Raw genomic sequence first — 27,000 nt, 5'->3', positions numbered from 1 at the left:
CTTGGTGAGCCGTTACCCCACCAACTAGCTAATGCACCGCAGGCCCATCTGTAAGTGACAGCTTGCACCGTCTTTCCCAACTCAGCCATGCAGCTCAGTTGTTTATCCGGTATTAGCATCCGTTTCCGAATGTTATCCCGATCTTACAGGCAGGTTGCCTACGTGTTACTCACCCGTCCGCCGCTAAGCTATCCCCGAAGGAATAACTCCGCTCGACTTGCATGTATTAGGCACGCCGCCAGCGTTCGTCCTGAGCCAGGATCAAACTCTCCATAATAGGCGAAATGGCGAAGCCATTGCGCCAAATGAATTTGCTTGTTAGCTCATTCAAAAAACTAGCTCGTCAGAAACACTTTCGCCAAATGGCGATCGTCGTTTCGACGTATTTTATGACCTTTTGACAGGTCGCTCATTGTTCAGTTTTCAAGGAACAAATTTGTTTCATTTATTCGCCCATGTCTCAGCGGCGACTTGATTAATATATCACATTCGGTTACTTTATTGCAAGCACTTTTTTTAATTTGTTTTTGCAGTTCATAACCTTCTGTGACGCGAGATCTAATTTAACATATCCACTCCTATAAGGTCAAGGCTTATGCTCAATTCGTTTAATTGTAAAGTATTCCAACTAAAACAACGTCATCTGCAAACCAAGCACGAGCATAATGCCTGGCAAGCCAAGCAACACAACGGTACCTATCGTCATAGGATTCAGCGGCACTTCCATTCCGGAGATCAGTCCTGAAAAGTTAAGTACATAAAGAACAAGAGCCGCCGCTATTAGATGAAGCGCGAACCGCCTTACCCATTGCAGCGGAAGCTTGTTACGGAACATTACTACAAAAAGTAGCAGCGAGGATACAATTAGACTAACCATCCATACCGTTTTCATCCGGATAACCCACCTTTCAGATTTGACCATTTCACTGGCATACGTTTGGCTTTACGGATCAACATCTCATAGCGCTTCTCGGCTGCAGCCATCGCAAATACCGCATAATCAATTTGATCTTTACCGAGCGCGTATTCGAAATAGCGCTGCGCATTATCCCATTCCTGCTTCGCCGTCTTAATCTCCGCAAACAGCTCGATCTGCTCCTGTACTTCGGTCTTCTTCAGTTTTAACGCCGCAGCCTGCTTCTTCGAACGCAGCCATAATCTCCACATGTCTAAACGCCCCTCTCTCCGATCGGATTGCCATACCAGCAAAAGGCATATAGTTGTATTTATGAGCAGACTACAGAAATAGAACAAGCCCCTTCCCGATAACCCTCTGTAGAAAACAAATAACCCCGCAGGAAACTTTCCTCCTACGGGGTTAAAGATTAATGTAATTAGTTTAGTTCCCTGCGGCCTTCGAGCGCCTTAGAGAGCGTCACTTCATCCGCATATTCCAAGTCTCCACCTACAGGCAGACCGTGGGCAATTCGAGTCACTCGTATGCCGAAAGGCTTCACGAGACGCGATAGATACATCGCGGTCGCTTCACCTTCAATATTCGGATTCGTAGCCAGAATCATTTCTTGAACCGTCTCGTCACTAAGCCTCCGGAGCAGCTCTGCAATGCGAATCTCGTCCGGACCAATCCCCTCCATCGGCGATATCGCCCCTTGGAGCACGTGGTATTGCCCTTGAAATTCCTTGGTCCTCTCCATCGCGACGAGGTCACGGGATTCCTGCACCACGCAGATGACCGAATTGTCCCTGCTCTTGTCTTGGCAAATCCGGCACGGGTCCGTGTCGGTAATGTTGCAGCAAACTGAACAGTAATGCAGATTTCGTTTCACACTGACAAGCGCCTTCGCAAAATCAATGACGTCATCTTCTTTCATTTTCAAAACATGGAATGCCAGTCTGGCAGCCGTCTTCGGACCAATGCCCGGCAAGCGGCTAAAGGCATCTATCAGTTTGGCTATCGGTTCGGGATAATACAAGGCGGAAGCTCCTCTACTAAATCACAATTAGAACAGGCCAGGAATTTTCATACCGCCTGTGAATTTACCCATATCTTTGTTCGCCAACTCATCGGCTTTGTTCAGCGCATCGTTGATTGCAGTGAGCACAAGGTCTTGCAGCATTTCGATATCATCTGGATCTACTGCTTCCGGCTTGATTACGATGCTTTGTACATTCTTGTGGCCGTTAACTTGTACCGTAACTACGCCGCCGCCAGCAGAACCTTCAATAAGCTTCGTGCCTAGCTCCTCTTGCGCTTTCAGCATTTGCTCCTGCATCTTCTTCACTTGCTTCATCATTTGGTTCATGTTGTTCATGGTTAAGGTCACTCCTTATGTGTAGTTAAATTTATTGGCATACATTACTTGCCTTCAATTACTTGTCTTCAATTACAACGAGATCTTCTCCGAACATCCTCACAGCCTCTTCCACCCATTCCGGCTCCTTCGGCGCGCTGCCGTCCTCTTCTTGCTCGAACATCAGCAGCTCACCTGCAGGCGCTGGGCCTTTCTCCGCTGCGGTCTGCCATTCCTTCAGCATGACGGTTGCCAATCGAACTGGTCGACCGAACACTTCATTGAGTACTCGCTCGATAACTTCGCGATTAGCCGGTTTCTCCGTCGTCTCACGGTGGATAGAGTTCTTAAATGCAACCAAGACTGTATTGTCCGCCGCACTGACTGGATCTCCGTTCACGAACCAGGCATGAGTGGAAATATTGTTCCCTTTCACACGCTGCAAAATGTCACTCCACTTCATCCGCACCTGACCAGTAGCCTGACTCTCTGCTGCGGCTAAGAACGGATCCAGCTTCACGCGTGCAATGCTAGGCGAACCGCTACCTCCCGCTGCGCCACTCTTGGCGCCGAAGCCTGAGTTGCGGTTGCCTCTCGCTCCTCCGCCTGCTTGCTCGCCAGAAGGAGCGCTTTGCCCGTCCGGACGCACGCCGGATTGGAGCAGTTGTTCGATCTTGCGCTCTAGCGTGTCGATGCGCTGTTGCAGACGCTGTACTTCTCCGGTTGCCAAACCGCCACCAGCAGAAGAAGCTAATTCTGCTGGAACTCCAGCTGCCGCGGATGCTCCGCCACCTGTTTCCTGCATCGTACAAATCTTCATAAGCGCGATCTCGAAGATGGTCTGCGGCAGGGCAGCGTGCCGGATCTCCAATTGGTACTGATTGAGCACGTCAATCATCCGGAAGAGCAGCTCGCTGCTAAAGGAATTCGCCATCTCGCGATACTTCTCCTGATCGACAATTCGCTCCGTCGATACCTTGCCGCCGGGAGCAAGCTTGAGCACGAGCAAATCCCGGAAGTAGAAGATTAAGTTCTCGAGACATTTGTCAGCGCTCTTGCCCGCCTGCATAAGCCCTTCAACAAGCGGCATCACCGCCGCCGCATCCCGATCTCTTATGGCATCGGCGAGCTGTTTGAACTGCTCCGTCGCAAGACCACCCGTAACATCAATAGCATCGCCTAGCGTTATCCGCTCTCCACCGTATGCGGATACTTGCTCGAGCAAGCTGATTGCATCGCGCATCCCGCCGTCGGACAATCTAGCTATATAAGCAAGCGCATCGTCCTCCGCTTGAATGCCTTCTTCGTCGCAAATTTGGCGAAGCCGCTCGGTCTGCTCCGGCATGGAAACTTGCCTGAAATCGAAGCGCTGACAGCGAGAAATAATCGTTGCCGGCAGCTTATGCGGCTCTGTCGTCGCCAATATAAAGATGACGTGAGCCGGCGGCTCTTCGAGCGTCTTCAAGAGCGCATTGAACGCCTCGGAAGTCAGCATGTGAACTTCATCAATGATGTACACTTTGTAGCGTACTTCAGACGGCGCATAACGTACCTTGTCGCGTATATCCCGAATCTCGTCGATACCGCGATTGGACGCAGCATCAATCTCCACAACATCCATGATCGTGCCGGCGGTTATGCCTCGGCATGCATCACAGACGTTGCAGGGCTCAGGCGTCGGACCGCGTTCGCAGTTAATGGCTTTCGCCATAACTTTGGCTGCAGTCGTCTTCCCTGTTCCTCTCGGACCATTAAATAAATAGGCATGCGAAACCCGTTGCTCGCGAATCGCATTCTGTAACGTTTGAATAATATGCTTCTGGCCGACCATATCCTGGAACGTCTGCGGACGCCAAGCACGGTATAAAGCGATATGTGACATACGATCCGTTCCTTTCGGCTTAAGTAACTCTATTATACACGATGCAGACAGCCTAGCAAAACGGCTACATCGTCTAAAATGAGATGAAATCCAGTTAAGCGCTAAGGAACGCGGGCGAATGGAAGGTAAATGAGAAAGCGTTCTCTAACAAGGAATCATGACCGTGAACAGCGCTCCATTCTCCCTTGTCGCCGCCGAGATCGTACCGCCGAAGTCATGCAAGATCCGCTGGCAGACGGATAGGCCGAGCCCGGTACCATTTTGCTTCGTCGTCACGAAAGGATCAAAGATCTTGTTAATGAGGTGAGGCGGTATCCCCGGACCCGTATCTTCAATATCAATGATAAGTCTCGACGACTTGCCCGATTGGAGCACAGCCCCTCGAACGGTCAGCGTCCCACCTTCTGTCATCGCCTCGATCCCGTTCTTGCACAAATTTAAAAATACCTGCTTCAGCATCTCTCCATCTGCAAGTACACGCGGCAGTTCCATCCTATCGTCCCAGTTCACCGTAACGTTATGTAGCAGCGCTTCACTTGAAACAACCGGCATAATATCTCGCAGAACGCTATCGACACCGATCCAGCTGGTCGTCATCTGCTTCGGCTTGCTGAGTAGTAGAAACTCGCCGACGAGATGATTAATCCGATCGAGCTCACTAAGCATAATATCCGTATATTCTTTCTCTTTGTTCATATTGTGCACAATCATCGTTTTGCGGAACAGCTGCAGAAAACCGCGAATTGCTGTGAGTGGATTGCGGATCTCATGCGCTGCGCCCGCTGCAATCTGCCCGATCATCGCCAGACGGTCGCTTCGCTGCACCTGCGTCTCGAGCGAGCGAAGATTCGTCACGTCTTTAAAGATAATATAGGCGCCTTCCCTGGCAAAGATCGCGCTGTGCAGCAGCCCAACATCCATAAGCAGCTCGCTTTGCTTATCTTCGTATCGCCAGGTCAGCGGATAATTTCGAACCGTTTCGCCGCTCGCGAGCGCTTCGCATATAATCGAATACTCCTTCTCCGCTTCGGCAAAGAAGGATGAAAGCTCCACGTTGACGACAGCCGATTGCTCAACGCCGAGAAGCTGGCATGCGAGCGGGCTTATATCTAGTATCTTTAATGATTCAGGTTGCAGGAGAATGACGCCAATGTGCTCATCACGCAGCATCGTCTCTCCAAAGCGCTCAATGAGATTGCCGCTGCGCATACCGCTTTGGCCGTACAGAAAAAGCAGACACCTAATGCCTTGCTCCGTCTGAACAATGATTGGCGAGGCAGTAGCAGAAATACGGTTTCCATCGACCGCAATCAACTGCAGAGGAATCCCCTCATTCACGGGACGCTGCAGACGACTCACAATGGTCTCAAACATTACGGCTGGGTCCGTCCATTGTCCGGCTCCGTCCGTGATAATGCTAAGCGGCCGCTCAAGTAAATCCGACTCTGCATAGCCCGTTTCTTTCAAAAAGCGAGTATTCACATGGACGATCTTAATGGTCTCATCCAGCATGACAATCATCGTATCTGCGAATTGTCCGCAATAGCTTTCAAGAGCTTGAAGGCTGAGACGTACAATGGACGCTGAAGGAATATCGGGCATGCTCTTGTCTCCTTTACGTAGATCCGATTCTATTCCTTTTCGGCTACGAAAGTAGATAATCCTGCCAGAACAGAAAAAAACATCCTATTTATGGTTCATAATGAACCACAAAAGGATGTTAGCTTCAATAATAGGTGACCGTGCACCTACCTTCGATAAATGCGACATGAGCGGCACTTCCACTCCCAGCTCAAGCCAAGCACTCCTCCGGCACATGGGCAGACCTGCTTATGGCTGCTTCCTTCCGGACCTGACCCGTTCACAGGCGTCCATTGCGGAGGACCCAGCCGTCAACACTGTTCATGAACTCCAGCCCCACATCGACATAACCTCAGAATAGGGATTCAACCTCGCTACAGCGGATTGCGAGCTACAGGGCACCGCTACCTCCCCGTCTAGCACGGCAAAAGTAAGTATAGCTTGTTCTATCGCAAAGTGCAAGCGCCGATTCTCTGGAAGCCCGTGAAGTTAATGGATATGTCTTGAGCTGCTTTATGATTAGGTTACCTTCACATGGACGTCATAACGAGGCATGTTTTTCTTGAGCACTGCTGTTGCTTCCCGTTTCAATCGCGCCTTGTTCACTCCTGGCTTGGGTGTAATGGTCACATCCATATCTGGTGTGCGAAACATAATGTTAACCCGCTTTATTCCGCTGACCTGCTGCAGCAGCTGACGCTGCGCGAAATTCCCGTCATCGTTCTGGTTAAGAAAGTTACCGTTGCGGTTAGGTAAGTGCGGGTTGCTGTTCGACAACCCCAAATAGCCATCATGTCCGTACGAATTCGCATTATAATGATTCGTGGCATCTTTGTTGCCGCCGCACGCTGTTAGAGAGATGGCTGTCATTAACGTAATTGCTCCTAACATAAGCCGTTTGCTTCGCATAAAAAAACCTCCCTTTAACCAATAGGATGGCTGAGGGAGGTTCTTGTATTCTGCTAAATTCCGGCAGATTAAATACCGTATTTCTTTTTGAATTTGTCGACGCGACCGCCGGCATCAAGGAACTTCTGCTTACCCGTAAAGTGCGGGTGGCAAGCGGAGCAAATCTCTACGCGCAGGTTCTGTTTAATCGAACCAGACTCGAAGCTATTGCCGCAAGCGCAAGTTACTGATGTGACGTGGTATGTCGGATGAATACCTTGTTTCATCTCGTTCACCTCTTTCCGCCCTGGATCAACATGCGGACCCAGAGTAATTACACACTAGGAGAGTATAGCATGGTCACTCTCGATAAAGCAATGCTTTTGTATGCTGCAAAACTGGAAAGTTCAGTATATGAATGACCTACAGCGGCTGCTTTAACGGTGCAGGCGGAACATGCGTGTAGGAACCAATAACGACATCTGGAACTTCGTCAGCGAAAATCTCCAGCATCTGCTTCATACCATAGATCTCGCCTTGCGGCTTCGGAATGAGCTCCAAGTAGCTCTCTGGATCGATATTCAGATTACGCATCTGGATGAGCTTCAGCCCAGTCCGCTTAACGAAGCCGAGCATCGCTTCAATCTCTTCTTCACGGTCAGTGACCCCTGGGAAAATCAAATAGTTGATCGACGTATAGACGCCTTTGTCCGTCGCGTAGCGGAGCGATTTCTCCACATTCGCAAGCGTGTAGCCGCGAGGCTTGTAGTACGCATTATAATGATCGTCCAGTGCGCTAATCGTACTTACGCGCATCAGGTCAAGGCCTGCATCCACGATGCCGCGTATGTGATCCGTCAAGCCTGCATTCGTATTGATATTAATGTAGCCGAGGTTGGTCCGCTTCCGCACTTCACGCATTGCATCGATGATGATCTTCGCTTGCGTCGACGGCTCGCCTTCACAGCCCTGACCGAAGCTAATAATGGATTCCGGTGTCACGAGATGCTCCATCATGACGTCGATGATCTCTTCTACAGTCGGCTTGAAGTTCATCCGCGTCTGCGGTGCAGGGAAGCCACTGTCATCGGGCTGTTCCGAGATGCAGCCATAGCAGCCGGCGTTGCAGGAGAACGATACCGGAACCGCACCTTCCCAGCGCTGAAGAAATGTGTTGGACGCGGTCAAGCACTCATAACCGAGCGCGCAGTTGGATAGATGCTTGTACAGCCGGTTCTCCGGGTACTTCGCCAGCAGTCGCTCAACGCTAACGTTCAGTTCCGACGTATCACAGTTCATCGGATTCCAGCGTTCCGGATCGTCGCATTTCTGCGCCGCCACGTAGAAGCTGCCTTCCTTCCATACGACGGCAGAGTAACCGAATAGCGGCAACTTCTGCGTCTTGTCCGACTTCATATAGCCCGGAATACACAGGCGGGTGTAACCTTGCGGAAGCAGTGCCCCAACCGCTTGCACATTGCCTGGCAGCGGGCGCATCTCGCCGCTTTCGTTATGAATGCCGATTGGCCGGGTATGCGGTAAGCCTACCATTGTTGCCCCATCGGGCAGCGGAATAAGCTCGTCCTCCATCAGCTCGACAACCATATCGCCGCTGCGGCCAAGCCCCGTCCAATCGGGATGATCGAACAAATTGCCATGTTCATCTGCGTAAACGAGATTCATGATGTAACTAACCTCCTAAACATTTTGCTCAGGGCAAAATGTCACTTCGTAAAGCAATATCTAAGTCACGGTCGTCGAGCGTGTCGCCGGTCTTCGCGGTGCAGTCGAACCGCTGCCCCCGGAACCGCTGCTGCTCGTCCGAACGCCCCCGCTTCCGCTTGAGCTCGGTCTGCTTCTTGGCGGTGGCACCACAGCAGACGTGTCCAGCGACATCAAGAACTCTTCGTTCGTCTTCGTCTCGCCAAGCTTCTTCAAGAAGCCGTCCACAAACTCCATCGAATCATTCATGCTCTTACGGATTGCCCAAACTTTATCAAGCTGTTCCTTCGACATGAGCATCTCTTCGCGACGCGTGCCGGAACGGCGAATATCGACCGCCGGGAAAATACGGCGTTCCGCGAGCTTCCGATCAAGATGAAGCTCCATATTGCCTGTACCTTTAAATTCTTCATAAATAATATCATCCATACGCGAGCCTGTCTCAACAAGAGCTGTTGCCAAAATTGTCAAGCTGCCGCCTTCCTCCACGTTACGAGCGGAACCGAAGAACCGTTTCGGACGATGGAACGCCGCAGGGTCGATACCACCGCTAAGCGTACGGCCGGACGCCGGCACAACGAGGTTGTATGCACGAGCCAGACGTGTAATACTGTCGAGCAGAATAACGACATCTTTCTTGTGCTCTACGAGTCGTAGCGCGCGCTCAAGTACTAGCTCCGCAACTTTAATGTGATTCTCTGGCAGCTCGTCGAATGTCGAAGCGACGACCTCGCCTTTCACGGAACGTGACATGTCAGTTACTTCCTCAGGACGCTCATCAATGAGGAGCACAAACAATTCGATCTCGGGATGATTGGTGGAAATACTGTTCGCAATTTCCTTCAGAAGCAATGTCTTACCGGCCTTAGGCGGCGCCACAATCAAACCACGCTGACCGAGCCCGACTGGCACAAGAATATCCATAATTCGTGTAGATAGCTTAGGAGTGGCGGTTTCGAGCACCAATCTTTTCTCGGGATAGAGTGGAGTAAGAGCAGGAAAATGAAGACGTTCTGCAGCATGTTCGGGGCTTTCTCCATTAACGGCATTTACTTGAAGCAATCCGAAAAATCGCTCGTTTTCTTTAGGGGCACGACATTTACCGGAAACTAAATCACCTGTACGGAGGTCAAATTTACGGATTTGTGAAGCGGAAATGTAAATATCTTCCGGACTTGGCAAATAGTTAATCGGTCGCAAAAACCCGAAGCCTTCGGGCAAAATTTCGAGTACACCTTGCATAAACATAAGTCCGCTCTGCTCAGCTTGCGCACGCAGAATCGCAAAAATTAGTTCTCTCTTCTTCAATTGGCCATAGCCTTGAATCTGGTGCTGTTTGGCCAGCTTATACAGCTCTGTGAGCTTCATCACTTCAAGATCGGCGATCTGAAGTTCTGACATAATATCACCATCTTTGTCAATGTTCCAAGCAAAAACGACTATGCCGTCCTTGTACTGGCAAAACAGGAGAAATCTAAGCAAAGTATATCGAAAACTTATGCTTTCTTAGATTTTCAAAAAAAGTCCAAGCCTCAACCATCATTGCCGGAATCGGCCTTCTCTATTCCAAAGGCCGACCCGAAATGTACCGACTATTCACGCCAAACATCGGCTCCAAGCAAACGTAAATTTTCAACGAGGTTATCATAACCACGATCAATATATTCAACGCCTGTAATCTCAGTCACGCCGCCATCTACAGTCAGTGCCGCAACAACAAGTGCTGCTCCTGCCCGCAAATCCGCTGCGCGTACTTTAGCTGCATTGAGCTTTCCGCCGTCGACAATTGCCGAACGACCTTCCACACGAATGTTAGCGCCCATCCGCGTAAGCTCCGGCACATGCTTGAATCGGTTGCTGTATACATAGTCACTCAAAATGCTGACGCCTGTCGCTTGTGTCAGCAAGCTGGTCATTGGGGATTGCAAATCTGTGGCAAAACCGGGGTATACGAGCGCCTTCACATCAATGGCTTCATAACGCGGCTGGCCCACGATACGTATGGACTCATCCATCTCGTACACATGTACGCCCATCTCTTGAAGCTTCGCTGTGACAGCTTCCATATGCTTCGGAATAACGTTATCAATTAATACATCGCCGCGCGTTGCCGCTGCAGCAATCATATATGTTCCTGCTTGAATGCGATCGGGAATGATAGAATGACGGCAGCCGTGCATCTGATCGACACCTTCGATCCGGATTGTCTCGGTACCGGCACCTTTAATCTTGGCGCCCATGGAATTAAGGAGTGTAGCTACATCTATGATTTCAGGCTCTTTTGCCGCATTTTCAATAATGGTGGACCCTTTGGCCCGAGAGGCCGCGAGCATAATGTTAATCGTCGCCCCAACACTGACGACATCTAAGTAAATTTTCGCCCCGCGCAGTTCTTTTGCCACAATCCGTACGGAGCCGTGGTCATTCGTCACTTGTGCGCCAAGCGCTTCAAACCCTTTAATATGCTGATCAATCGGACGAGGCTCGAAATTGCAGCCGCCTGGGAGACCGATTGTTGCTTCGCCGAAACGGCCCAACAATGCACCCATCAAATAATACGAAGCACGCAGCAGCTTCACTTTGCCATTAGGCATCGGGATCGATTGCATAGCAGCGGGATTAATGACGATTGAATCATCGTTCCATTCTACCGTGCCGCCAAGTTCTTCTAAAATTTCACTGTACACCGCAACATCACTCAAATGCGGAAGGTTGTCCAGCGTTACCGTTGATTCTGCCAATATTGCTGCCGGAAGCAGCGCCACTGCACTATTCTTCGCGCCGCTAATCTGCACGGTGCCACGCAGCGGTTGTCCGCCACGGATCATCAGTTTTTCCATCTGTAGTCCATATCCTCCTATCCGAGAAGTGAACAGAAGAATCAAACGGCCGCGAGAGTCGGGTTGCCCCCTAGCGAAACGGTTAAATGCCACAAAGCAAGCGCTCCATCTTTCAACAACTTCTTGAAGGACGACAGCGCCTGTTTTCAATCGGCCCGCGCGCATGACGCGGCTGTTTGTTTGATTCTTAGTTTGCTCCGGAAGTTACGCTTGATTGCTGCTGCCGAACAAACGGATTTTTTCTTGAACGACTGCTTTCATTGCAGAACGAGCTGGCACTAGGTATTTACGAGGATCGTAAACCGAAGCGTTGCCGCTCAATACTTCGCGGATTGCGTTCGTGCAAGCCACTTGATTTTCTGTATTTACGTTGATTTTGCCTACGCCAGCCGCGATGGACAGGCGAATTGCTTCGTCAGGCACACCGGAACCGCCGTGCAATACAACTGGAACTGGAATGGCATCGGATACTTTTTGGATAATATCGTAGTGGATCTTTGGATCGCCTTTGTACATGCCGTGAGCAGTACCTACAGCAATTGCCAAGCAGTCAACGCCAGTTTCTTCGTAGAAACGGATCGCTTCTTCTGGCTTAGCAAGGGAAGCGTGCTCTTCGTCAACGCTGATGTCATCCTCAACGCCGCCGATTGTACCAAGCTCGCCCTCAACGGAAACGCCCATAGCGCGTGCCGCTTTAACAACTTGCTTCGTCAACTCGATATTCTCTTCAAGTCCATAGTGGGAACCGTCGAACATAACGGACGAGAAACCTGCACGGATACATTTCATCGCAACTTCGAAGCTGCTGCCGTGGTCAAGGTGAAGCGCGATTGGCAAACCGGATTTCTTCGCAGCCGCTTCAGCGATTGCAACTGTGTACTCGATACCCATGTATTTCAGGGCTCCTTCGGATACACCGAAGATAAACGGAGATTTTTCTTCCATAGCGGCTTCAGTGATCGCTTGCGCGAACTCCAGGTTGTTCATATTGAACTGGCCTACCGCGAATTTGTTAGCTTTTGCCTGTGGCAGAAATTCAGTCATTGAAACGAGTGGCATGGTTCTCTACTCCTCCTAAGGTGTTATGAAGCATTACGCCCCATAAGGTTGTCTTTGATAAAACTCACGCATCTGATACGCACCAAATCAGTATACCACAATCAAGTTTCGTTTGGTACAAGCGCCTGAAAATCCCCATTTTCCCTTACATGCCCAACCGACCGATTTCAGCATAAAAAAAAAGTGAGATCCTCTGATTAGGATCCCACTGCATACCAGCCGCTTGCGTCTCCGCCACGCAGCTGAAGATTAACCGCCATTCGCATCTCATCGATATCAAACGGCTTTGTAAAATGCATCAGCGCCCCGTGATCGGTCGCTTCCTTAATCATGTCGAGTTCACCATAGGCCGTCATCATAATGACTTTAATATCCTTGTTAATCGCTTTGACATGCTTCAAAATCTCCAGTCCGTCCATACCTGGAATCTTCATATCCAATAAAACCAGATCGGGGTTCTCGCTCTTTACGATTTCGAGCGCCAGTTTGCCGTTCGGGGCTTGAAAGGTTGTATACCCTTCGCTACTGAACACTTCCATCAATAGGATACGAATGCCATTCTGATCATCGACAATCAAGACTTTCTTGTTTTCCAACTTGAAACCCTCCCAGAAATGCACGACAATCAATCGCCGAGATTGGATTAGAATTCCATAACCCTCGCTACTGATTCGCGTCCGGTCATCCATATTCCTGCTTCTGTTGGAAAATTTCTTAAAAAATATTGTCTAATCGGCTTAGCGCTCCGCTTGCTCCAGTGCTGCGCGAACGAATCCACGGAACAGTGCCTGCGGTCTGTTCGGACGCGACGTGAATTCCGGATGGAATTGTACCGCAAGGAACCAAGGGTGCTCCGGAAGCTCAACCATCTCAACCAGGTGTCCATCTGGCGATGTGCCTGAGATTTTCAACCCTGCAGCTTCAATCATTTCACGGTATTCATTGTTGAACTCGTACCGGTGACGGTGACGCTCATATACGAGCTCATCGTTGTACATACGTTCAGCAAGCGAGCCTGACTTCAGCTTGCAAGGGTACAGACCAAGACGCATCGTGCCGCCCATGTCCTCAATATCCTTCTGGTCTGGCAGCAGGTCGATAACCGGATACGGTGTAAGCGGGTTAATCTCCGAGCTGTTCGCATCTTTAAGGCCCGTTACGTGACGAGCATATTCGATAACTGCTACTTGCATACCGAGGCAAATACCGAAGAACGGAACGTTGTTCTCACGCGCATAGCGAATCGCCTGTACTTTTCCTTCAATACCGCGATCGCCGAAGCCGCCCGGTACGAGAATACCATTAACGCCTTGCAGAATATCCGCAACGTTATCATGTGTCAGGTCCTCTGCATTAACCCAGCGCAGCTTCACATCAGCGTCAGCATCAAAGCCAGCGTGGCTGAGCGATTCAACAATACTGAGGTAAGCATCGTGCAGAGCAACGTATTTACCAACGATCGCGATCTCTGTCGTACGGCTAAGCTGCTGCACGCGGCGAACAAGATCTTCCCACTCCGTCATGTCCGGAGGGCCAACTGTCAGCTTCAGGTGGTTGACGACGATTTCGTCCAAGCCTTGCTCACGCAGGTTCAGAGGAACTTCATACAATGTCGATGCATCACGGCATTCGACAACTGCGCTTGCATCAATGTCGCAGAACAGCGCCATCTTGCGCTTCAGATCATCAGCGAGCTCGTACTCCGTACGGCACACGATGACATTCGGCTGGATGCCAATGCTTCTTAGTTCTTTCACACTGTGCTGCGTCGGTTTCGTCTTCACTTCGCCAGCCGCTTTAATATAAGGAATGAGCGTAACATGAATGTACATGACATTGTCACGGCCGATATCACTCTTAATTTGACGGATCGCCTCAAGGAATGGAAGACTCTCGATGTCGCCGACCGTGCCGCCGATTTCTGTAATAACGACGTCTGCACCCGTTTCTTTGCCTGCGCGGAATACGCGGTCCTTAATTTCATTCGTAATGTGGGGGATAACTTGAACCGTACCGCCCAAATACTCACCGCGGCGCTCTTTGGAAATAACGGTCGAATAGATCTTGCCCGTTGTCACATTGCTGTTCTTCGACAGGTTGATGTCAATGAAACGCTCGTAGTGGCCAAGGTCAAGGTCCGTCTCAGCGCCATCGTCCGTGACGAATACTTCGCCGTGCTGATACGGGCTCATCGTTCCTGGGTCAACGTTAATATAGGGATCGAATTTCTGGATTGTCACTTTCAATCCGCGATTCTTGAGCAAACGCCCGAGCGATGCTGCCGTGATACCTTTACCGAGCGACGATACGACACCGCCTGTTACAAAAATGTACTTAGTCACTGATGATACCCTCCACAGAATGTATGGTTAAAGAATAGTTTCCCCCATTTTCCGAAGAAAAATGGTTAAAAAAAAGAAAAAAGTGACACCCGTATAAACGGGGCACTTTCTGAATTTGTCTATTGCTTACATTGTCCGTACTTGAAGCCCAAACAATAGTTTACTCGCACGGTATCCCCATGTCAAGCGGACACAGGGATACCAGCACAAGCGATTTTATTTGTCGTCTTCTTCGTCTTCTTCGTCGAAGTCTTCCTCAGCATCCTCTTCGTCGTCAGCATCTTCTACACCGACGCCTTCGACTTCAATGCCCTCTTCTTCGATCTCTTCGTCGTCGATAACCACTTCTTCATCGGCTTCGGCGTCTTCCTCGGTTTCTTCGAAGTTCTCTTGATCCTCATCGTAAGAATCGAAATCGTCCTCGGTTGCGTAAGTATCCTCTTCCTCGTCGGCGTAAAGATCTTCGTCTTCCTCTTCATCGTTGATAATGCGTGAACGCTTCGCATTTCCAACCGGATCTTCATTACGCTCAACTGGGTACCAGCGCTTCAGTCCCCACATGTTGCTGCCGACGCACGCGAAACGACCGTCGATATTAATTTCTGTATATACTTGCGCAATGACATTGTTGATTTGATCTTGGGACAAGCCCCGAACTTTTGCAATTTCCATCATTAGATCGCGATAGTAGAACGGCTGGTTCGCCGCTTTCAGCAATTCAAATGCGAGGTCGACCATGGGCATTTCTTTCACGCGCTCTGGATCGATCTTCAAGACAATCTCGCTGCTCATTTCGGACACTTCCTCTCATGTACAACTGCCGGGACTGGCACAAACCATTTCACCTGAAATCCAAGCAATCCATTATCAACCTATAGTAAAACCTATTTCTTTCGAAAAAGCAAGCTCCCCTATATATGGCTAATGCCCAAAAGAAAAAGCGAAGGAGAACCCTTCGCTTTGACTGTATCCTTCCGGATAAAGCGCTGCCGCCTATTCCGGTAATAAGAGCCCGTAAATGACTCTTGGTTTATACTATGTGCCCGTACGGCGAATGACACGGTTTGCAGCCTAATTATGTGAAAAAAGGCAAGTTGCTCATACAGCTTGTTACGCTCGTTCATACAATACTGCAGCAAACGTTGTAACTGCTCACTTCCGATTCATTGCAGCTCAGTTAACAACAACGTCGCCATGGAGGGGAAGCCAAATTTGGACAAAACGACAATTCTCCGCCTGTTATACAGCGCGTTATCACTTGGGGCCACTAACGTTAAGCGGCGGATCGTCCGTTTCCGGCAGTTTGCCGATTACGAGCAGTTCCACAGCGAATGGTCGAAATTCGACAACAGCGCGAAGCTGGTCCGCCATCTCCCATCCATTCATGGCTTCTCCCTGCCGATCGCTCAAGATCTGCTCTCTTCCGCTGCCTGCTCCGACATCCGGGTCGAGAACGACCCCCTTCTGACGGTTCATTCTACCGCATTCAAATCCGTATCCCGCGAAAAAGGAATTCCGTGGGGCGTACAAGAGATTAAAGCGCCACTCGCCTGGAGCATGACGACAGGCCACCGCGTCAAAGTCGGCGTCATTGACACCGGCGTTGACTTCAGCCATCCCGACTTGAAGCATTCGCTCGGTCGGGGCATCAATCTGCTTAGCCGCGGCACGCTACCGCATGATGATAATGGACACGGCACCCACATCGCCGGTACGATCGCCGCCGCTAACCAGCTGCACGGCATGATCGGCGTAGCGCCACGCGCCACCGTCTATCCTGTGAAAGCATTCGATCAGAACGGGAGCGCCTTCGTCTCTGATATTGTACTCGGCATTGACTGGTGCGTGCGCAACAAGATGGACATTGTCAACATGAGCTTTGGTATGAAAACGCGAAGTAAATCGCTGCTGACCGCTGTCACGAATGCGTACAACGCCGGCGTTATTATTGTCGCTTCGTCCGGCAACGACGGCAAACGCAAAGCGATTGACTACCCAGCCCGTTATCCGCAGACCATTGCCGTCGGCGCGACGAACAGGCTGCGCCGCATTGCGCCGTTCAGCAATCGCGGCACTTATATTGATGTTTACGCGCCAGGTGACAAAATTCTGTCCTCATGGCTGCGCGGCAAATATCACGAAATGAGCGGCACCTCGATGGCCACCTCGCATGTCAGCGGCGCCATCGCTCTACTGCTTGCTCATCGACCGGGACTGTCGCCAGCTGATATTAAAACGGTCGTGAAACGATCAATGTTGCCTCTAAGAGGCACAAAAGCCCCCCGAATAGCCGGGGAGCTTGATGTGATGCGTATGCTGCAGACCGGGGACCGATGAACAGCGTCCGCGGTTTGTTTTGCTTTTGGGTTGGTGCAGGGGCGCTAGGCGCTAAGTGCGCGAAGGCCGCTAGTGCTAGGCTCGAGGCGCTAAGCGCGAAGGCCGTTAGCCGCGGATGTTACATGCGCTCGGGCGCCGATACGCCGACGAGGCGCAGCACGTTCGCGATCGCCGTACGCGTCGCGCCAAGCAGCGCGAAGCGCGCCTGGGTTTGAGCCGCGTCTTCGGTAATGACGCGGTCGGCTCTGTAGTAGCTGTGGAACAGCGACGCGAGCTCGTATACATAGCGGATGAGACGATGCGGCGCGTATTGCGATGCAGCTTCCGCGATTTCTTGCGGCAGCTCGCCGATTCTGCGAAGCAGATCGAATTCGTGCTCGGTTGTCAGCTTGCCCAGATCTACATCAGCAAGCGGCAATACCGCAATGCCCTGCTCCTCCGCTTGGCGGAAGATGCTGCAAATCCGCGCGTGCGCGTACTGCACATAGAACACCGGATTCTCATTGGATGTGGAAATCGCCAGATCCATATCGAAATCCAGGTGTGAATCCATGCTGCGCATCGTGAAGAAATAGCGAATGGCATCGATGCCGACCTCGTCCATCAAGTCTACCATCGTGACGGCTTTGCCCGTACGCTTCGACATTTTCACTTTCTCGCCGTTCTGGAACAAGCTCACCATCTGAGCAATCAATACGACCAGTTTCTTCGAATCGTTGCCGAGTGCATCCATCGCGGCTTTCACACGCGGGATATAACCGTGGTGGTCAGCGCCCCAAATGTTAATCATCTGGTCGAATCCGCGCGCATATTTGTCACGGTGGTATGCGATATCCGGCGTCAAATAGGTGTACGAGCCGTCATTTTTCACAAGTACACGGTTCTTGTCGTCACCGTACTCCATCGTGTTCAGCCAAGTCGCGCCTTCTTCTTCGAACACTTGGCCGCGTTCACGAAGCGCTTCAAGCGCCTGCTCCACTTGGCCGGTATTGTACAGCGAAGTCTCGCTGTACCATACATCAAACGCTACGCGGAAATTGCCGAGATCGCGCTTGATCTTGCCCAGCTCGCGCTCAAGTCCGTAGTCGCGGAAGAAAGTGAAGCGCTCCTCATCCGGCAGCGACAGCAGGCGATCTCCTTCATTCGCAGCAAGCTCTTTCGCGAAGCCGCTAATATCTTCGCCGTGGTAGCCGTCCTCTGGCATTTCAGCCTCTTGGCCGAGCTCTTGCTTGTAGCGCGCTTCAATGGAGTAAGCAAGATTCGCAACCTGCTTGCCCGCATCGTTAATATAATACTCTCTCGATACATCATAGCCGGCAAAATCAAGCACGTTGCAAAGCGCATCGCCTACCGCCGCGCCGCGAGCATGGCCAAGGTGTAGGCTGCCCGTCGGGTTCGCGCTGACGAACTCGACTTGTACGCGCTGGCCTCCGCCAGCATCAATGCGGCCATAATCAGCGCCTTGTTCTGACACCTGAGCTACGACTGGATAGAGATAGCTGCGGTCCATGCGGAAGTTAATGAAGCCCGGTCCGGCAATCTCAGCACTCTGGATGGAAGCTTTCTTCGTATCAAGTCCGGCAATAATCGCTTCAGCGATTTGGCGCGGGTTCTTCTTCGCGAGCTTCGTCAGCTGCATCGCTGCGTTCGTTGCCAGGTCGCCGTGCGCCTTATCCTTCGGCACCTCCAACACGAATACAGGCAGCTCTTCACGAGCTGCAAGTCCCGCGTTCACGACTGCATCCGCAATCGCTTCTTTCAGCTGATCGTGCAGTTGTTCAATAACATTCGTTCTCATAAAAAATCCAATCCCCCTGGTTCGTAGATGTGAAAACCTAGTAGCAAGCTTACGAAACTTCTTCTTCGGCCCTCAGCCGAATCCGAAACTCACCGGTTGGCTCGTCGTTAATGACCAGCGTGTAATGCCATTCCAGCAACATCGGCAGCGTCGGCACGATCTGGTCAGCGGCCTCTGCAGCCGTCTGCTGTTCCTGCTCCCCGGAGAAATCACCGAACTGCATCCAGAGCAGCTTCGTCTCTGTTTCCATATGGAAATTAGCATGCGCCGATGTATAATGGCCGGTGCGGCGAACGCCTGCAACAAATACTTGCTGCGATTCCACAGCGCCATGACGCGACAAACTCAGCTCGCCGCCACGATAGCGAATCATCGTGCGCACCTCCGCACTCGCGCCTGAAGCGCCCTCTACCGTCTCTTCATAGCGGATGAACACTGTACTACCCTTGCGAAACCATTCACCACTGAATGTGTTATGCTCGCGCTCCCCATCGACATCGCTTGTAAGCGTAATGGTTACTTTTGCTCTATCCGTCATGTATCACGGTCTCCCGTCGCCTAATACTCCTGTCCTCACTATATACAGGAGCATCGTCAATTTCAATGCCCGCCGCATATGCCGCAGCAGCAGGCGGTGCTTAAATCTGTGTCGGCGTCTTGAGACCGAGCAGTGTTAGCCCGGAGCGCAAGAGACTGGCAACCGCTGCGGCTAGAAGTAGCTTCGCGGAGGTCTCCTCCTCGTTCTCCGTCAGGATACGCTCCTGATGGTAGAAGCGGTTGAAGCGCTTCGCTGCATCGAGCAGGAAGCGCGCGAGCACGGAAGGCTCGTGCTGGCGAATCGCCTCCGCAATCGCTTCCGGGTAAGCCACCAGTGCCTTCAAGCATTCCCATGCAGCCGCTCCGGTCAGATGCTGCCCGTAACGTCCTTCTGTTGCAATAGCACCGGACTGGCTCAGCGTCTCCGCTCCCTCTAGCGATAGGCCACCTTTTTCCAGCAGCTTGAACGCTCTTGCCGCTGTATATTGCACATACGGGCCAGTCTCCCCTTCGAAGCGCAGTGCTTCATCGAGCGAGAAGTCGACCTCCAGCATGCGGTGATGCTTCAGATCACCGAAGACGATCGCACCGATTCCGACCGCTTCCGCTACGTCCTGCGCGCCCTCAAGCTCCGGATTCTTCTCCGTGATGATTGCCGACGCCTTTGCTACCGCTTCATCGAGCACTTCATCGAGGAAGATAACCTGCCCTTTACGCGTGGACATTTTGCGACCGTCGAACTTCATGAGCCCGAATGGTAGATGGAGACAGTCGTCTGCTACCTCTTCCCCCATGCGTTTCAATACCGCGAACACTTGGGTAAAATGCAGCTTCTGCTCCGCGCCGACCACATACAGCAGCAGATCTCCGCCCATCTCTTTCTTGCGGTAGAGCGCCGTAGCCAGGTCACGCGTCGGGTAGATTGTCGTACCATCTGTCTTCAGAATGAGACATGGCGGCAGCCCTTCTTCTTCAAGGCGTACGACCTGCGCGCCATTGCTCTCTTCCAGCAGCTGCAGCTCCGTCAGTCGTTCAACGACAGCGCCCATCTTATCGTTATAGAAGCTCTCCCCGAGCGTATGATCGAACTTCACGCCGAGACGCGCGTAGACGCGGTCGAACTCCTCCATGCTGAAGGAGACAAAATACTGCCAAAGACGATGCGCTTCCTCATCGCCGTTCTCAAGCTTCCAGAACCAGCGGCGGGCTTCGTCTTCCAGCGTCGCATCGTTCTCTACTTCCTCGTGAAAACGAACGTACAAGCTGAGGCTCTCTTTTATCGGCGCTTCCTTCAGCTTCGCTTCATCGCCCCAACGGCGGTACGCCTCCATCAACTTACCGAACTGCGTACCCCAGTCCCCGATATGATTTACCGTGACGACCTCATAACCAGACGCGCGGTACATCTGAGCGAGTGCGTTGCCAATCATCGTTGAGCGCAAATGGCCGACGCCGAACGGCTTCGCTATATTCGGAGAAGACAAATCAATGATGACGCGCTGCCTTGCACCCGCCTGTGACTGGCCGAAATCACTTGCAAGCAGCGGCGCAAGCAGCTTTGGCGCCCATTCCTCGCGCTGCAGGAACAGGTTGAGGTAAGGCCCTGTTGCCTCTGCACGAACGGGCTTTCCATCTCCATTGATGCGCCCCGCAAGCTCTCCCGCGATTACCGCCGGCGCAAGCTTTAACGAACGAGAAAGCGCAAAGCACGGGAACGCGACATCACCAAGATCTGGATTCGGCGGCAGCTCCAGCAGCCGAACGATCTCCTCATGCTCCAAAGTGACATACGACTGCAGCTGTACGGCTGCCCACTGCAATAACAGGCTCATCCAAAGTTTCCTCCCCATTGTGATGTTCAAGAACATAAAAAAACCCCGTCTCAATAAAGAGACGGAGGTTGAAATTCCGCGGTACCACTCTTCTAGCCTTCCTTCCCGGATGCCGTAGCAACGCGAGGAAAGAAGCCTCTCAAGGCACGATAACGGGGTGACCGGATGCGCCTACGGACGCCTCTTGTTCAAGCAGAAATCTGCCGCCAAGTCGCGTTTCGGTTCATCTACTCCTGGGTCCGCTTCCCTTACGTCGCTGCACCGGCTTCCACTGCCCCGGCTCGCTGCTAGCACCGAACTGCAAGGTACTGTCCCAATCATCGTATATAGCTGTTATTTCCCCTATTATATGCAACCTCGCTGAAAATGCAAGCGTCAATTGTTACTCCTACTTTGCTTCTATTTCAAGAACGGTAGAATTACCCGCCATGCTTCAATTCGATCAGCCGTATTACGCATATGCTTGGTTGGAATCGGGCTCGTTGACGGCAGCTTCAGCCTAGCCATGCCATCGAAGATTGGATCGTCGCGAAAATACTTCTTAAACGTATCATGCGATTTCGTTCCGTTAAACGCCAAGCAGCGTAAGCTCGGGTGCATCTTCGCAAGACCGGGCAAGTCATTCGGCACCTCCGCTCGAATGTTGGCATCAAGGCTGCCTTCGCGTTCACATGACGCGATGACATCCCACATGGCAATACCGTGTGAGGCTGCAAAAGCAAGCCTGTCCTCATATCCCTCATCCGGCTCGCGCCCGAACAAGCCATACAGCACCCGCCACATATGATTGCGCGGATTGCCATAGTATTCGTTCATCGCAATCGAAGCTTCACCGGGCATGCTGCCAAGTATAAGCACTGTCGCGCCATCGTTCATAATCGGCGGAAAAGAGTGAACGCGCATCGCCTTCTGCCACCTCCTTCTCCTCCGAGCTTAACCTGATGCGACTAGCTGATGCAAGCGAATGAACAAGCTTATGGCTGCGGCGAACCCGGCGGCTGACCGCTCAGCTTCTCCAGACGCTGACAAATTTCATGCTGCCATTCGACGTCCTGCACCATGGAGGCGGCAAGCGACAAATTGTGCAGATTGGCCAACTGCCTAATATGCATCGCATTGACGGCAAGGCAATGCTCGAAGTCAGCGTGCTCGTCCCCCGACAGCTGACGACGAATACGAATTGTCCACAACTCGGCGAGCCGTTCATGAATCGGTAAAATGTTCACGTGCGCCATCCCTCCTATTGATCACTCAAACTACACTAGTAACCATTATGACCAGAAAAGAGAGAATCCAAGCGTGAAACCCATTCAAAAAATCAGCCTAAATGGCACCCACTTCTCCGTCGAATGTTCTTCCGATCCTGTGCAACTCCGTGATAGGGTTCAACCATTCGGCGGTTTCCCTACTGAAAGAGCATGTTGGTTCCTCAACGTTTGCCACTTGGGGCTGCTGAGAGCCCGGAGAGTCGGAAAACACACTACTTCCCGTCCACAAACAGCAATATTTCTGCTCCGAGAGATGGGAAACCCGACTCTCAGCGCCTAAGCCTCGCCGAAACGATGGGTCTCAACCCTGCATTTTTGGGCGGCGCCGCCCAGCGCCTTGCCCAACAACAAAAAAAAGCTGAGAGTGCTTGTCGCAACTCTCAGCTTCGTTTATTACTTGATGAAACCTAGCAGCATTTCGCGGATGACTTTCGCCGCGACGATCTGTGTTTGTTCCGTTGGGTCATAAGCTGGCGCTACTTCCACGAGATCGCAGCCAACGATGTTGATGCCTGCTTTTGCAATCGCATGAACCGCGTCGATCAGCTCCTTCGATGTGATGCCGCCAGCTTCCGCTGTACCTGTACCAGGCGCTGCGGAAGGGTCGAGCACGTCGATGTCGATCGTCAGGTAAACGGGACGACCAGCAAGCTCAGGCAGCACTTTTTTCAAAGGCTCGAGCACTTCGAACGGGTGGAAATTGATGTTCTCGCGAGCGAACTGCCATTCTTCACGGGAACCGGAACGAATACCGAATTGGTAGATGTTCTTGCCGCCGATGAGGCCAGCTGCTTTGCGAAGCGGCGTGGAGTGCGAAAGCGGTTCGCCTTCATAATTCTCACGCAGGTCGGCATGAGCGTCAAAGTGGATGATCGCCATGTCCGGGTACTTCTTGTACACCTCTTGGAATATCGGCCACGAGCACAGGTGCTCACCGCCAAGACCGACTGGCATTTTGCCGTCTTCAAGTACGCCTGCAACGAATTCGCTGATAATATCGAGCGAGCGAGCCGCATTACCGAAAGGCAGCAACAGGTCACCAGCATCGAAATATTCGATGTCTTCCAGGCTGCGGTCGAGGTACGGGCTGTACTCTTCAAGACCGATCGACACTTCGCGGATGCGCGGAGGGCCGAATCGGGAGCCTGGGCGGAACGATACGGTAAAGTCCATCGGCATGCCGTAGATAACAGCCTTGGACGTATTATAGTCTTCCGAGCTTAGAATAAAGACGTTGCCGGAATATTTTTGATCGAGTTTCATAGGTCGCAGTAGTCTCCTCTTACTTTACCAGATCTTCTACAAACTTCGGCAGAACGAAAGCCGCTTTGTGCAGACGAGGGGAGTAGTATTTTGTATCGATCTCAGGAATGCTGGACTCGTCCACTTCAAGTGGATCGTACTTTTTGCTGCCCATTGTGAATGTCCACAGACCGCTTGGGTACGTCGGAACGTTAGCCCAGAATACGCGCACGATCGGGAACACTTCTTTCACGTCACGGTTAACGTTCGTGATCAGTTCAGGCGTGAACCAAGGGTTGTCCGTTTGAGCAACGAAGATGCCGTCTTCCTTCAGTGCATCGTAGATGCCTTGATAGAAGCCCCGTGTGAACAGGTTTACCGCAGGGCCAACCGGCTCTGTGGAGTCAACCATAACAACGTCATATTCATTCTTGTGGTCATGGATATGCATGAAGCCGTCGTTCACATGCACTTCAACGCGCGGATCGTCCAAACCGCAAGCGATTTGCGGAAGGTATTTCTTCGAGTATTCGATAACTTTGCCGTCGATATCAACAAGGACAGCCTTCTCAACGCTCGGGTGCTTCAGAATCTCGCGGATAACGCCGCCGTCGCCGCCGCCGACTACGAGAACTTTTTTCGGATTCGGGTGCGTGTACAGAACCGGGTGAGCGACCATTTCGTGATATACCCACTCGTCCTTGTCCGTTGTCATAACCATACCGTCGAGCACGAGCATCGTGCCGAATTCTTCCGTCTCGATCATATCAAGCTGTTGGAAGTCCGTTTGCTCGCTAACATAAGTTTCTTTTACTTTCATCGTAATGCCGTACGTTGGCGTTTGCTTCTCGGTGTACCACAATTCCATCGTGTAATCCCTGCTTTCTTGTATGTAATGGTGCAATTGATCATAAGGTCAATGTTTCAATCTGTATTATAAGTTAACGAGGGGAAAAAGCAACCTTTTGCCACTCGTGCACAAAAATTTAACATCCCCATTCCTTTTTACGAATAGTGCGCTCCAATGTTTTCCATACTAGTGGGAATAGCGTAAACAGCTGGAACCGTCCTCTAGCGGCAAAAGCTAACATTAGATTGGACTAACAGGTTAGGAGTTAAAACAGATGAAACGATTCGTGTTCAGGCATGGCGGCAAAAACAGCGGCAGGAAGCTTCGAATACCGATCACCATATTATTAGAACGCTGGCTGCCTCTCTTGAAAAGACTGCAGCGGTGGCTGCTTTATACGGGAGCGGCATTGCTGCTCTTGTTCGTAGCGGCTTTCTGCTTCCTTTATTATTTGCGGGTGCAGGCGCTGCCTGCTTCAGCAATTAGCCAAACGTCGCAGATGTTGGATGCACAGGGCCATGTCATAGACACCTTCCATGCTGGCGAGAACCGGCAGTCGGTTCCATTGAAGGAGATTTCGCCCTATCTCCTTGAGTCGACGCTGGCGATAGAGGATCAGCGCTTTTACGATCATTTGGGCTTCGATTTGAAAGGTATGGCACGGGCCGCCTTTGTGAATGTGGAACATCTATCGCGGAAGCAAGGGGCGAGCACGCTGACGCAGCAGCTTGCCCGCAATCTATACCTGACACATGAGCGTACATGGTCTCGGAAGCTGAAGGAAGCGATGTATACCATTCAATTGGAGATGCACTACTCCAAGGATGAAATTCTGGCGCTGTACTTGAATGAAATCTACTATGGCCACGGCGCCTATGGCGCGGAGGCAGCATCGGAGCTGTACTACGGCAAGCACGCTTCGGAGCTGACTTTGGCTGAGAGTGCAATGCTTGCAGGTATCCCGAAAGGGCCAAAGTATTACTCGCCGTATATGGATATGAAGAACGCGAAGGACCGCCAGCGGACGATCCTTCAGACGATGGCCGATCAGGGCATTATTCAGCAGACGGATGCGAAGACAGCAGGTGCGGAGCTCCTCAAATTCATCCCGCTTGGTACGAGCAAATCGAGCGGATCTGCGCCTTACTTCCGCGATTACGTGCGCTACATCGCTGTCGACAAACTCGGCATTGATGAGCGGAAGCTGAGCGAAGGCGGAATCCGGATCTTCACGACGCTGGATCCTGCCGCGCAGCACGCCGCAGAGGAAGCCGTTGCGAATGGCATTCCCGAGGATTCGCAGCAGCAGGCCGCTCTCGTCTCCGTTGACCCGCGCACCGGCTATATTAAAGCGATGGTCGGCGGACGCGAATACAAGACGAATCAATATAACCGCGTCTTCGCTAAGACGCGGCAGCCGGGCTCGTCTTTTAAGCCGATTCTCTATTTGACCGCCTTGCAGCAAGGCGTGCTGACACCTGTGTCGAAGTTCAAGAGCGCACCGACCATCTTCACCTATGATGAAGGGCGCAAAACCTACTCGCCAAGCAACTACAACAGCAAGTATGTCGGCGATTATATTGATTTGCGGCAGGCGATTGCGAGCTCTGACAACATCTATGCAGTGAACTCGATTATGGCCGTCGGACCGGAAAAGGTGATCGATATGGCGCGGAGGCTCGGCATCGAGAGCCCGATGAAGCCGGTGCCGTCGCTGGCACTCGGCACGTTCCCGATCAGCCCGATGGAGATGGCGTCCGCCTTCGGCACGCTCGCCAATGGCGGCGTTCGGATAGAACCGACGGCGATTCTGCGCATCGAGGACAGCAAAGGCGAAGTGCTCTATGAAGCGAAGCCTGCTTCCTATACAGTCGTCGATGCAGCGCATGCATATGTGCTGACGAGCCTGATGGAGAGCGTGTTCGATACCGGCGGCACAGCAGGCCGCGTATCGGCAATGATTAAGCGGCCGGTCGCCGGCAAGACCGGCACGACCGCGACCGACGCGTGGCTCGTCGGCTACACGCCTGAGCTTGCAACAGCGGTCTGGGTCGGCTACGACAAGGACCGCAAGCTGTCGCAGACGGAAGCGCGGCGGGCGGCGCCGATCTTCGCTTCCTATACGGAAGCGGCGCTTTCGGCGATTCCGCCGAAGATCTTCCCGCTGCCAGACGGCGTCGTGTCCGTCTACATTGACCCAAGCAGCGGCAAGCTCGCCGGCAAGACGTGCCAGAACCGGCGGCTCGAGACGTTCGTTAGCGGCACGCAGCCGACCGAGGTATGCGGCGTTCACGGCGATATCCCGGTATCGCCGGATGGCAGCGCCGACGCGAAGTCGGAGCAGACAAAAGCATGGTGGAAAGTGTTCAAGCGCTGGTGGGCGAACTAATGCACTGACGCGGGAAGGCCCCTATACGGCGGCAGGCTGTGAAGTTGCCGGTATAGGGGCCTTTTTTGTGTCTGTGCGGGAAAGTCGGCGCGGCATGAATGCGCTGGCTGTCGATGGTCGATGCCTGCCGATGACATGCCTACGTGCCTACTCGAGGCTGCTCCGCTCATTTTAACGACCT

General features: G+C 52.0%; 24 protein-coding genes, 1 rRNA gene and 1 other RNA gene. 2 read left to right on the top strand and 24 right to left on the bottom strand.

Going from position 1 to position 27,000, the window contains the following annotated elements:
• The 17 genes from BMY11_RS23785 to rpoE form a co-directional block, all read right to left on the bottom strand.
• A 16S ribosomal RNA gene (locus BMY11_RS23785) occupies window positions 1–277 on the bottom strand; the annotation flags it as partial.
• Between the two features lie 351 nt (window positions 278–628).
• On the bottom strand, window positions 629–892 hold the full coding sequence (locus BMY11_RS23780) for a pro-sigmaK processing inhibitor BofA family protein (RefSeq protein ID WP_090582051.1): 264 nt from the start codon (window positions 890–892) through the stop codon (window positions 629–631).
• Window positions 889–1,167, bottom strand: coding sequence for a DUF2508 family protein (locus tag BMY11_RS23775; protein WP_090582049.1), 279 nt, complete (start codon window positions 1,165–1,167; stop codon window positions 889–891). The genes BMY11_RS23780 and BMY11_RS23775 overlap by 4 nt, the downstream gene beginning before the upstream one ends.
• Window positions 1,168–1,334: 167 nt before the next feature.
• The gene (gene recR, locus BMY11_RS23770) at window positions 1,335–1,934 is read right to left on the bottom strand and encodes a recombination mediator RecR (RefSeq protein ID WP_090582047.1); all 600 of its coding nucleotides are present in this window, start codon (window positions 1,932–1,934) and stop codon (window positions 1,335–1,337) included.
• A 27-nt stretch (window positions 1,935–1,961) separates the two neighbouring features.
• The gene (locus BMY11_RS23765; protein ID WP_090582045.1) at window positions 1,962–2,273 is read right to left on the bottom strand and encodes a YbaB/EbfC family nucleoid-associated protein; all 312 of its coding nucleotides are present in this window, start codon (window positions 2,271–2,273) and stop codon (window positions 1,962–1,964) included.
• A gap of 58 nt (window positions 2,274–2,331) precedes the next feature.
• Complete coding sequence (dnaX, locus tag BMY11_RS23760; protein WP_090582043.1) at window positions 2,332–4,134, bottom strand: DNA polymerase III subunit gamma/tau; 1,803 nt, start codon at window positions 4,132–4,134, stop codon at window positions 2,332–2,334.
• A gap of 144 nt (window positions 4,135–4,278) precedes the next feature.
• Window positions 4,279–5,736 (bottom strand): ATP-binding protein, encoded by a 1,458-nt coding sequence (locus tag BMY11_RS23755; protein ID WP_143069337.1) that lies wholly within the window; start codon window positions 5,734–5,736, stop codon window positions 4,279–4,281.
• 138 nt (window positions 5,737–5,874) lie between these two features.
• An RNA gene (gene ffs, locus BMY11_RS23750) (signal recognition particle sRNA large type) lies at window positions 5,875–6,140 on the bottom strand.
• Between the two features lie 94 nt (window positions 6,141–6,234).
• Entirely contained in the window at window positions 6,235–6,624 is a 390-nt protein-coding gene (locus BMY11_RS23745) for a hypothetical protein (RefSeq protein WP_090582041.1), read from the bottom strand.
• A gap of 68 nt (window positions 6,625–6,692) precedes the next feature.
• Window positions 6,693–6,890 (bottom strand): 50S ribosomal protein L31, encoded by a 198-nt coding sequence (gene rpmE / locus BMY11_RS23740; RefSeq protein WP_090582040.1) that lies wholly within the window; start codon window positions 6,888–6,890, stop codon window positions 6,693–6,695.
• Between the two features lie 136 nt (window positions 6,891–7,026).
• A complete protein-coding gene (locus BMY11_RS23735; RefSeq protein WP_090582038.1) occupies window positions 7,027–8,286 on the bottom strand; it encodes a radical SAM family protein in 1,260 nt (419 codons plus the stop codon).
• Between the two features lie 60 nt (window positions 8,287–8,346).
• Complete coding sequence (gene rho, locus BMY11_RS23730) at window positions 8,347–9,726, bottom strand: transcription termination factor Rho (protein WP_090582036.1); 1,380 nt, start codon at window positions 9,724–9,726, stop codon at window positions 8,347–8,349.
• Between the two features lie 191 nt (window positions 9,727–9,917).
• Window positions 9,918–11,165, bottom strand: coding sequence for a UDP-N-acetylglucosamine 1-carboxyvinyltransferase (locus tag BMY11_RS23725; RefSeq protein WP_090582034.1), 1,248 nt, complete (start codon window positions 11,163–11,165; stop codon window positions 9,918–9,920).
• Between the two features lie 204 nt (window positions 11,166–11,369).
• Window positions 11,370–12,224, bottom strand: a complete 855-nt coding sequence (gene fba / locus BMY11_RS23720; RefSeq protein WP_090582032.1) for a class II fructose-1,6-bisphosphate aldolase — start codon at window positions 12,222–12,224, stop codon at window positions 11,370–11,372.
• 197 nt (window positions 12,225–12,421) lie between these two features.
• Entirely contained in the window at window positions 12,422–12,820 is a 399-nt protein-coding gene (locus BMY11_RS23715) for a response regulator (protein WP_090582030.1), read from the bottom strand.
• Window positions 12,821–12,961: 141 nt separating this feature from the next.
• Entirely contained in the window at window positions 12,962–14,566 is a 1,605-nt protein-coding gene (locus BMY11_RS23710; RefSeq protein WP_090582027.1) for a CTP synthase, read from the bottom strand.
• Between the two features lie 216 nt (window positions 14,567–14,782).
• A complete protein-coding gene (gene rpoE / locus BMY11_RS23705; protein WP_090582025.1) occupies window positions 14,783–15,358 on the bottom strand; it encodes a DNA-directed RNA polymerase subunit delta in 576 nt (191 codons plus the stop codon).
• 420 nt (window positions 15,359–15,778) lie between these two features.
• Here rpoE and BMY11_RS23700 point away from each other — a divergent pair, with 420 nt between their 5' ends.
• Complete coding sequence (locus tag BMY11_RS23700) at window positions 15,779–16,903, top strand: S8 family peptidase (protein WP_256217740.1); 1,125 nt, start codon at window positions 15,779–15,781, stop codon at window positions 16,901–16,903.
• Between the two features lie 118 nt (window positions 16,904–17,021).
• On the opposite strand, the gene argS (BMY11_RS23695) is transcribed toward BMY11_RS23700, so the two are convergent.
• The 7 genes from argS (BMY11_RS23695) to speE all read right to left on the bottom strand — a co-directional run bounded on the left by argS (BMY11_RS23695) (window position 17,022) and on the right by speE (window position 24,448).
• Complete coding sequence (gene argS / locus BMY11_RS23695; RefSeq protein WP_090582021.1) at window positions 17,022–18,701, bottom strand: arginine--tRNA ligase; 1,680 nt, start codon at window positions 18,699–18,701, stop codon at window positions 17,022–17,024.
• A gap of 49 nt (window positions 18,702–18,750) precedes the next feature.
• Window positions 18,751–19,239 carry a YwiB family protein gene (locus tag BMY11_RS23690; RefSeq protein ID WP_090582019.1) on the bottom strand — a complete coding sequence of 163 codons (489 nt, stop codon included), beginning with the start codon at window positions 19,237–19,239 and terminating at the stop codon, window positions 18,751–18,753.
• 100 nt (window positions 19,240–19,339) lie between these two features.
• Window positions 19,340–21,064, bottom strand: coding sequence for an arginine--tRNA ligase (gene argS / locus BMY11_RS23685; protein ID WP_371262928.1), 1,725 nt, complete (start codon window positions 21,062–21,064; stop codon window positions 19,340–19,342).
• A gap of 405 nt (window positions 21,065–21,469) precedes the next feature.
• Complete coding sequence (locus tag BMY11_RS23680; protein WP_090582015.1) at window positions 21,470–21,973, bottom strand: DNA-deoxyinosine glycosylase; 504 nt, start codon at window positions 21,971–21,973, stop codon at window positions 21,470–21,472.
• A 71-nt stretch (window positions 21,974–22,044) separates the two neighbouring features.
• Window positions 22,045–22,296: a DUF7667 family protein gene (locus tag BMY11_RS23675; RefSeq protein ID WP_177182795.1), complete on the bottom strand. Its 252-nt coding sequence runs from the start codon at window positions 22,294–22,296 to the stop codon at window positions 22,045–22,047.
• A 435-nt stretch (window positions 22,297–22,731) separates the two neighbouring features.
• Entirely contained in the window at window positions 22,732–23,601 is an 870-nt protein-coding gene (gene speB, locus BMY11_RS23670; protein ID WP_090582013.1) for an agmatinase, read from the bottom strand.
• A gap of 19 nt (window positions 23,602–23,620) precedes the next feature.
• A complete protein-coding gene (gene speE, locus BMY11_RS23665; protein WP_090582011.1) occupies window positions 23,621–24,448 on the bottom strand; it encodes a polyamine aminopropyltransferase in 828 nt (275 codons plus the stop codon).
• A 256-nt stretch (window positions 24,449–24,704) separates the two neighbouring features.
• Here speE and BMY11_RS23660 point away from each other — a divergent pair, with 256 nt between their 5' ends.
• Complete coding sequence (locus tag BMY11_RS23660) at window positions 24,705–26,819, top strand: transglycosylase domain-containing protein (RefSeq protein ID WP_090582009.1); 2,115 nt, start codon at window positions 24,705–24,707, stop codon at window positions 26,817–26,819.
• Window positions 26,820–27,000: the final 181 nt, after the last annotated feature.

Source organism: Paenibacillus sp. OV219 (assembly GCF_900110075.1).
Taxonomy (GTDB): Bacteria; Bacillota; Bacilli; order Paenibacillales; family Paenibacillaceae; genus Paenibacillus_Z.
This window is presented reverse-complemented; position numbering and strand designations above follow the sequence as displayed.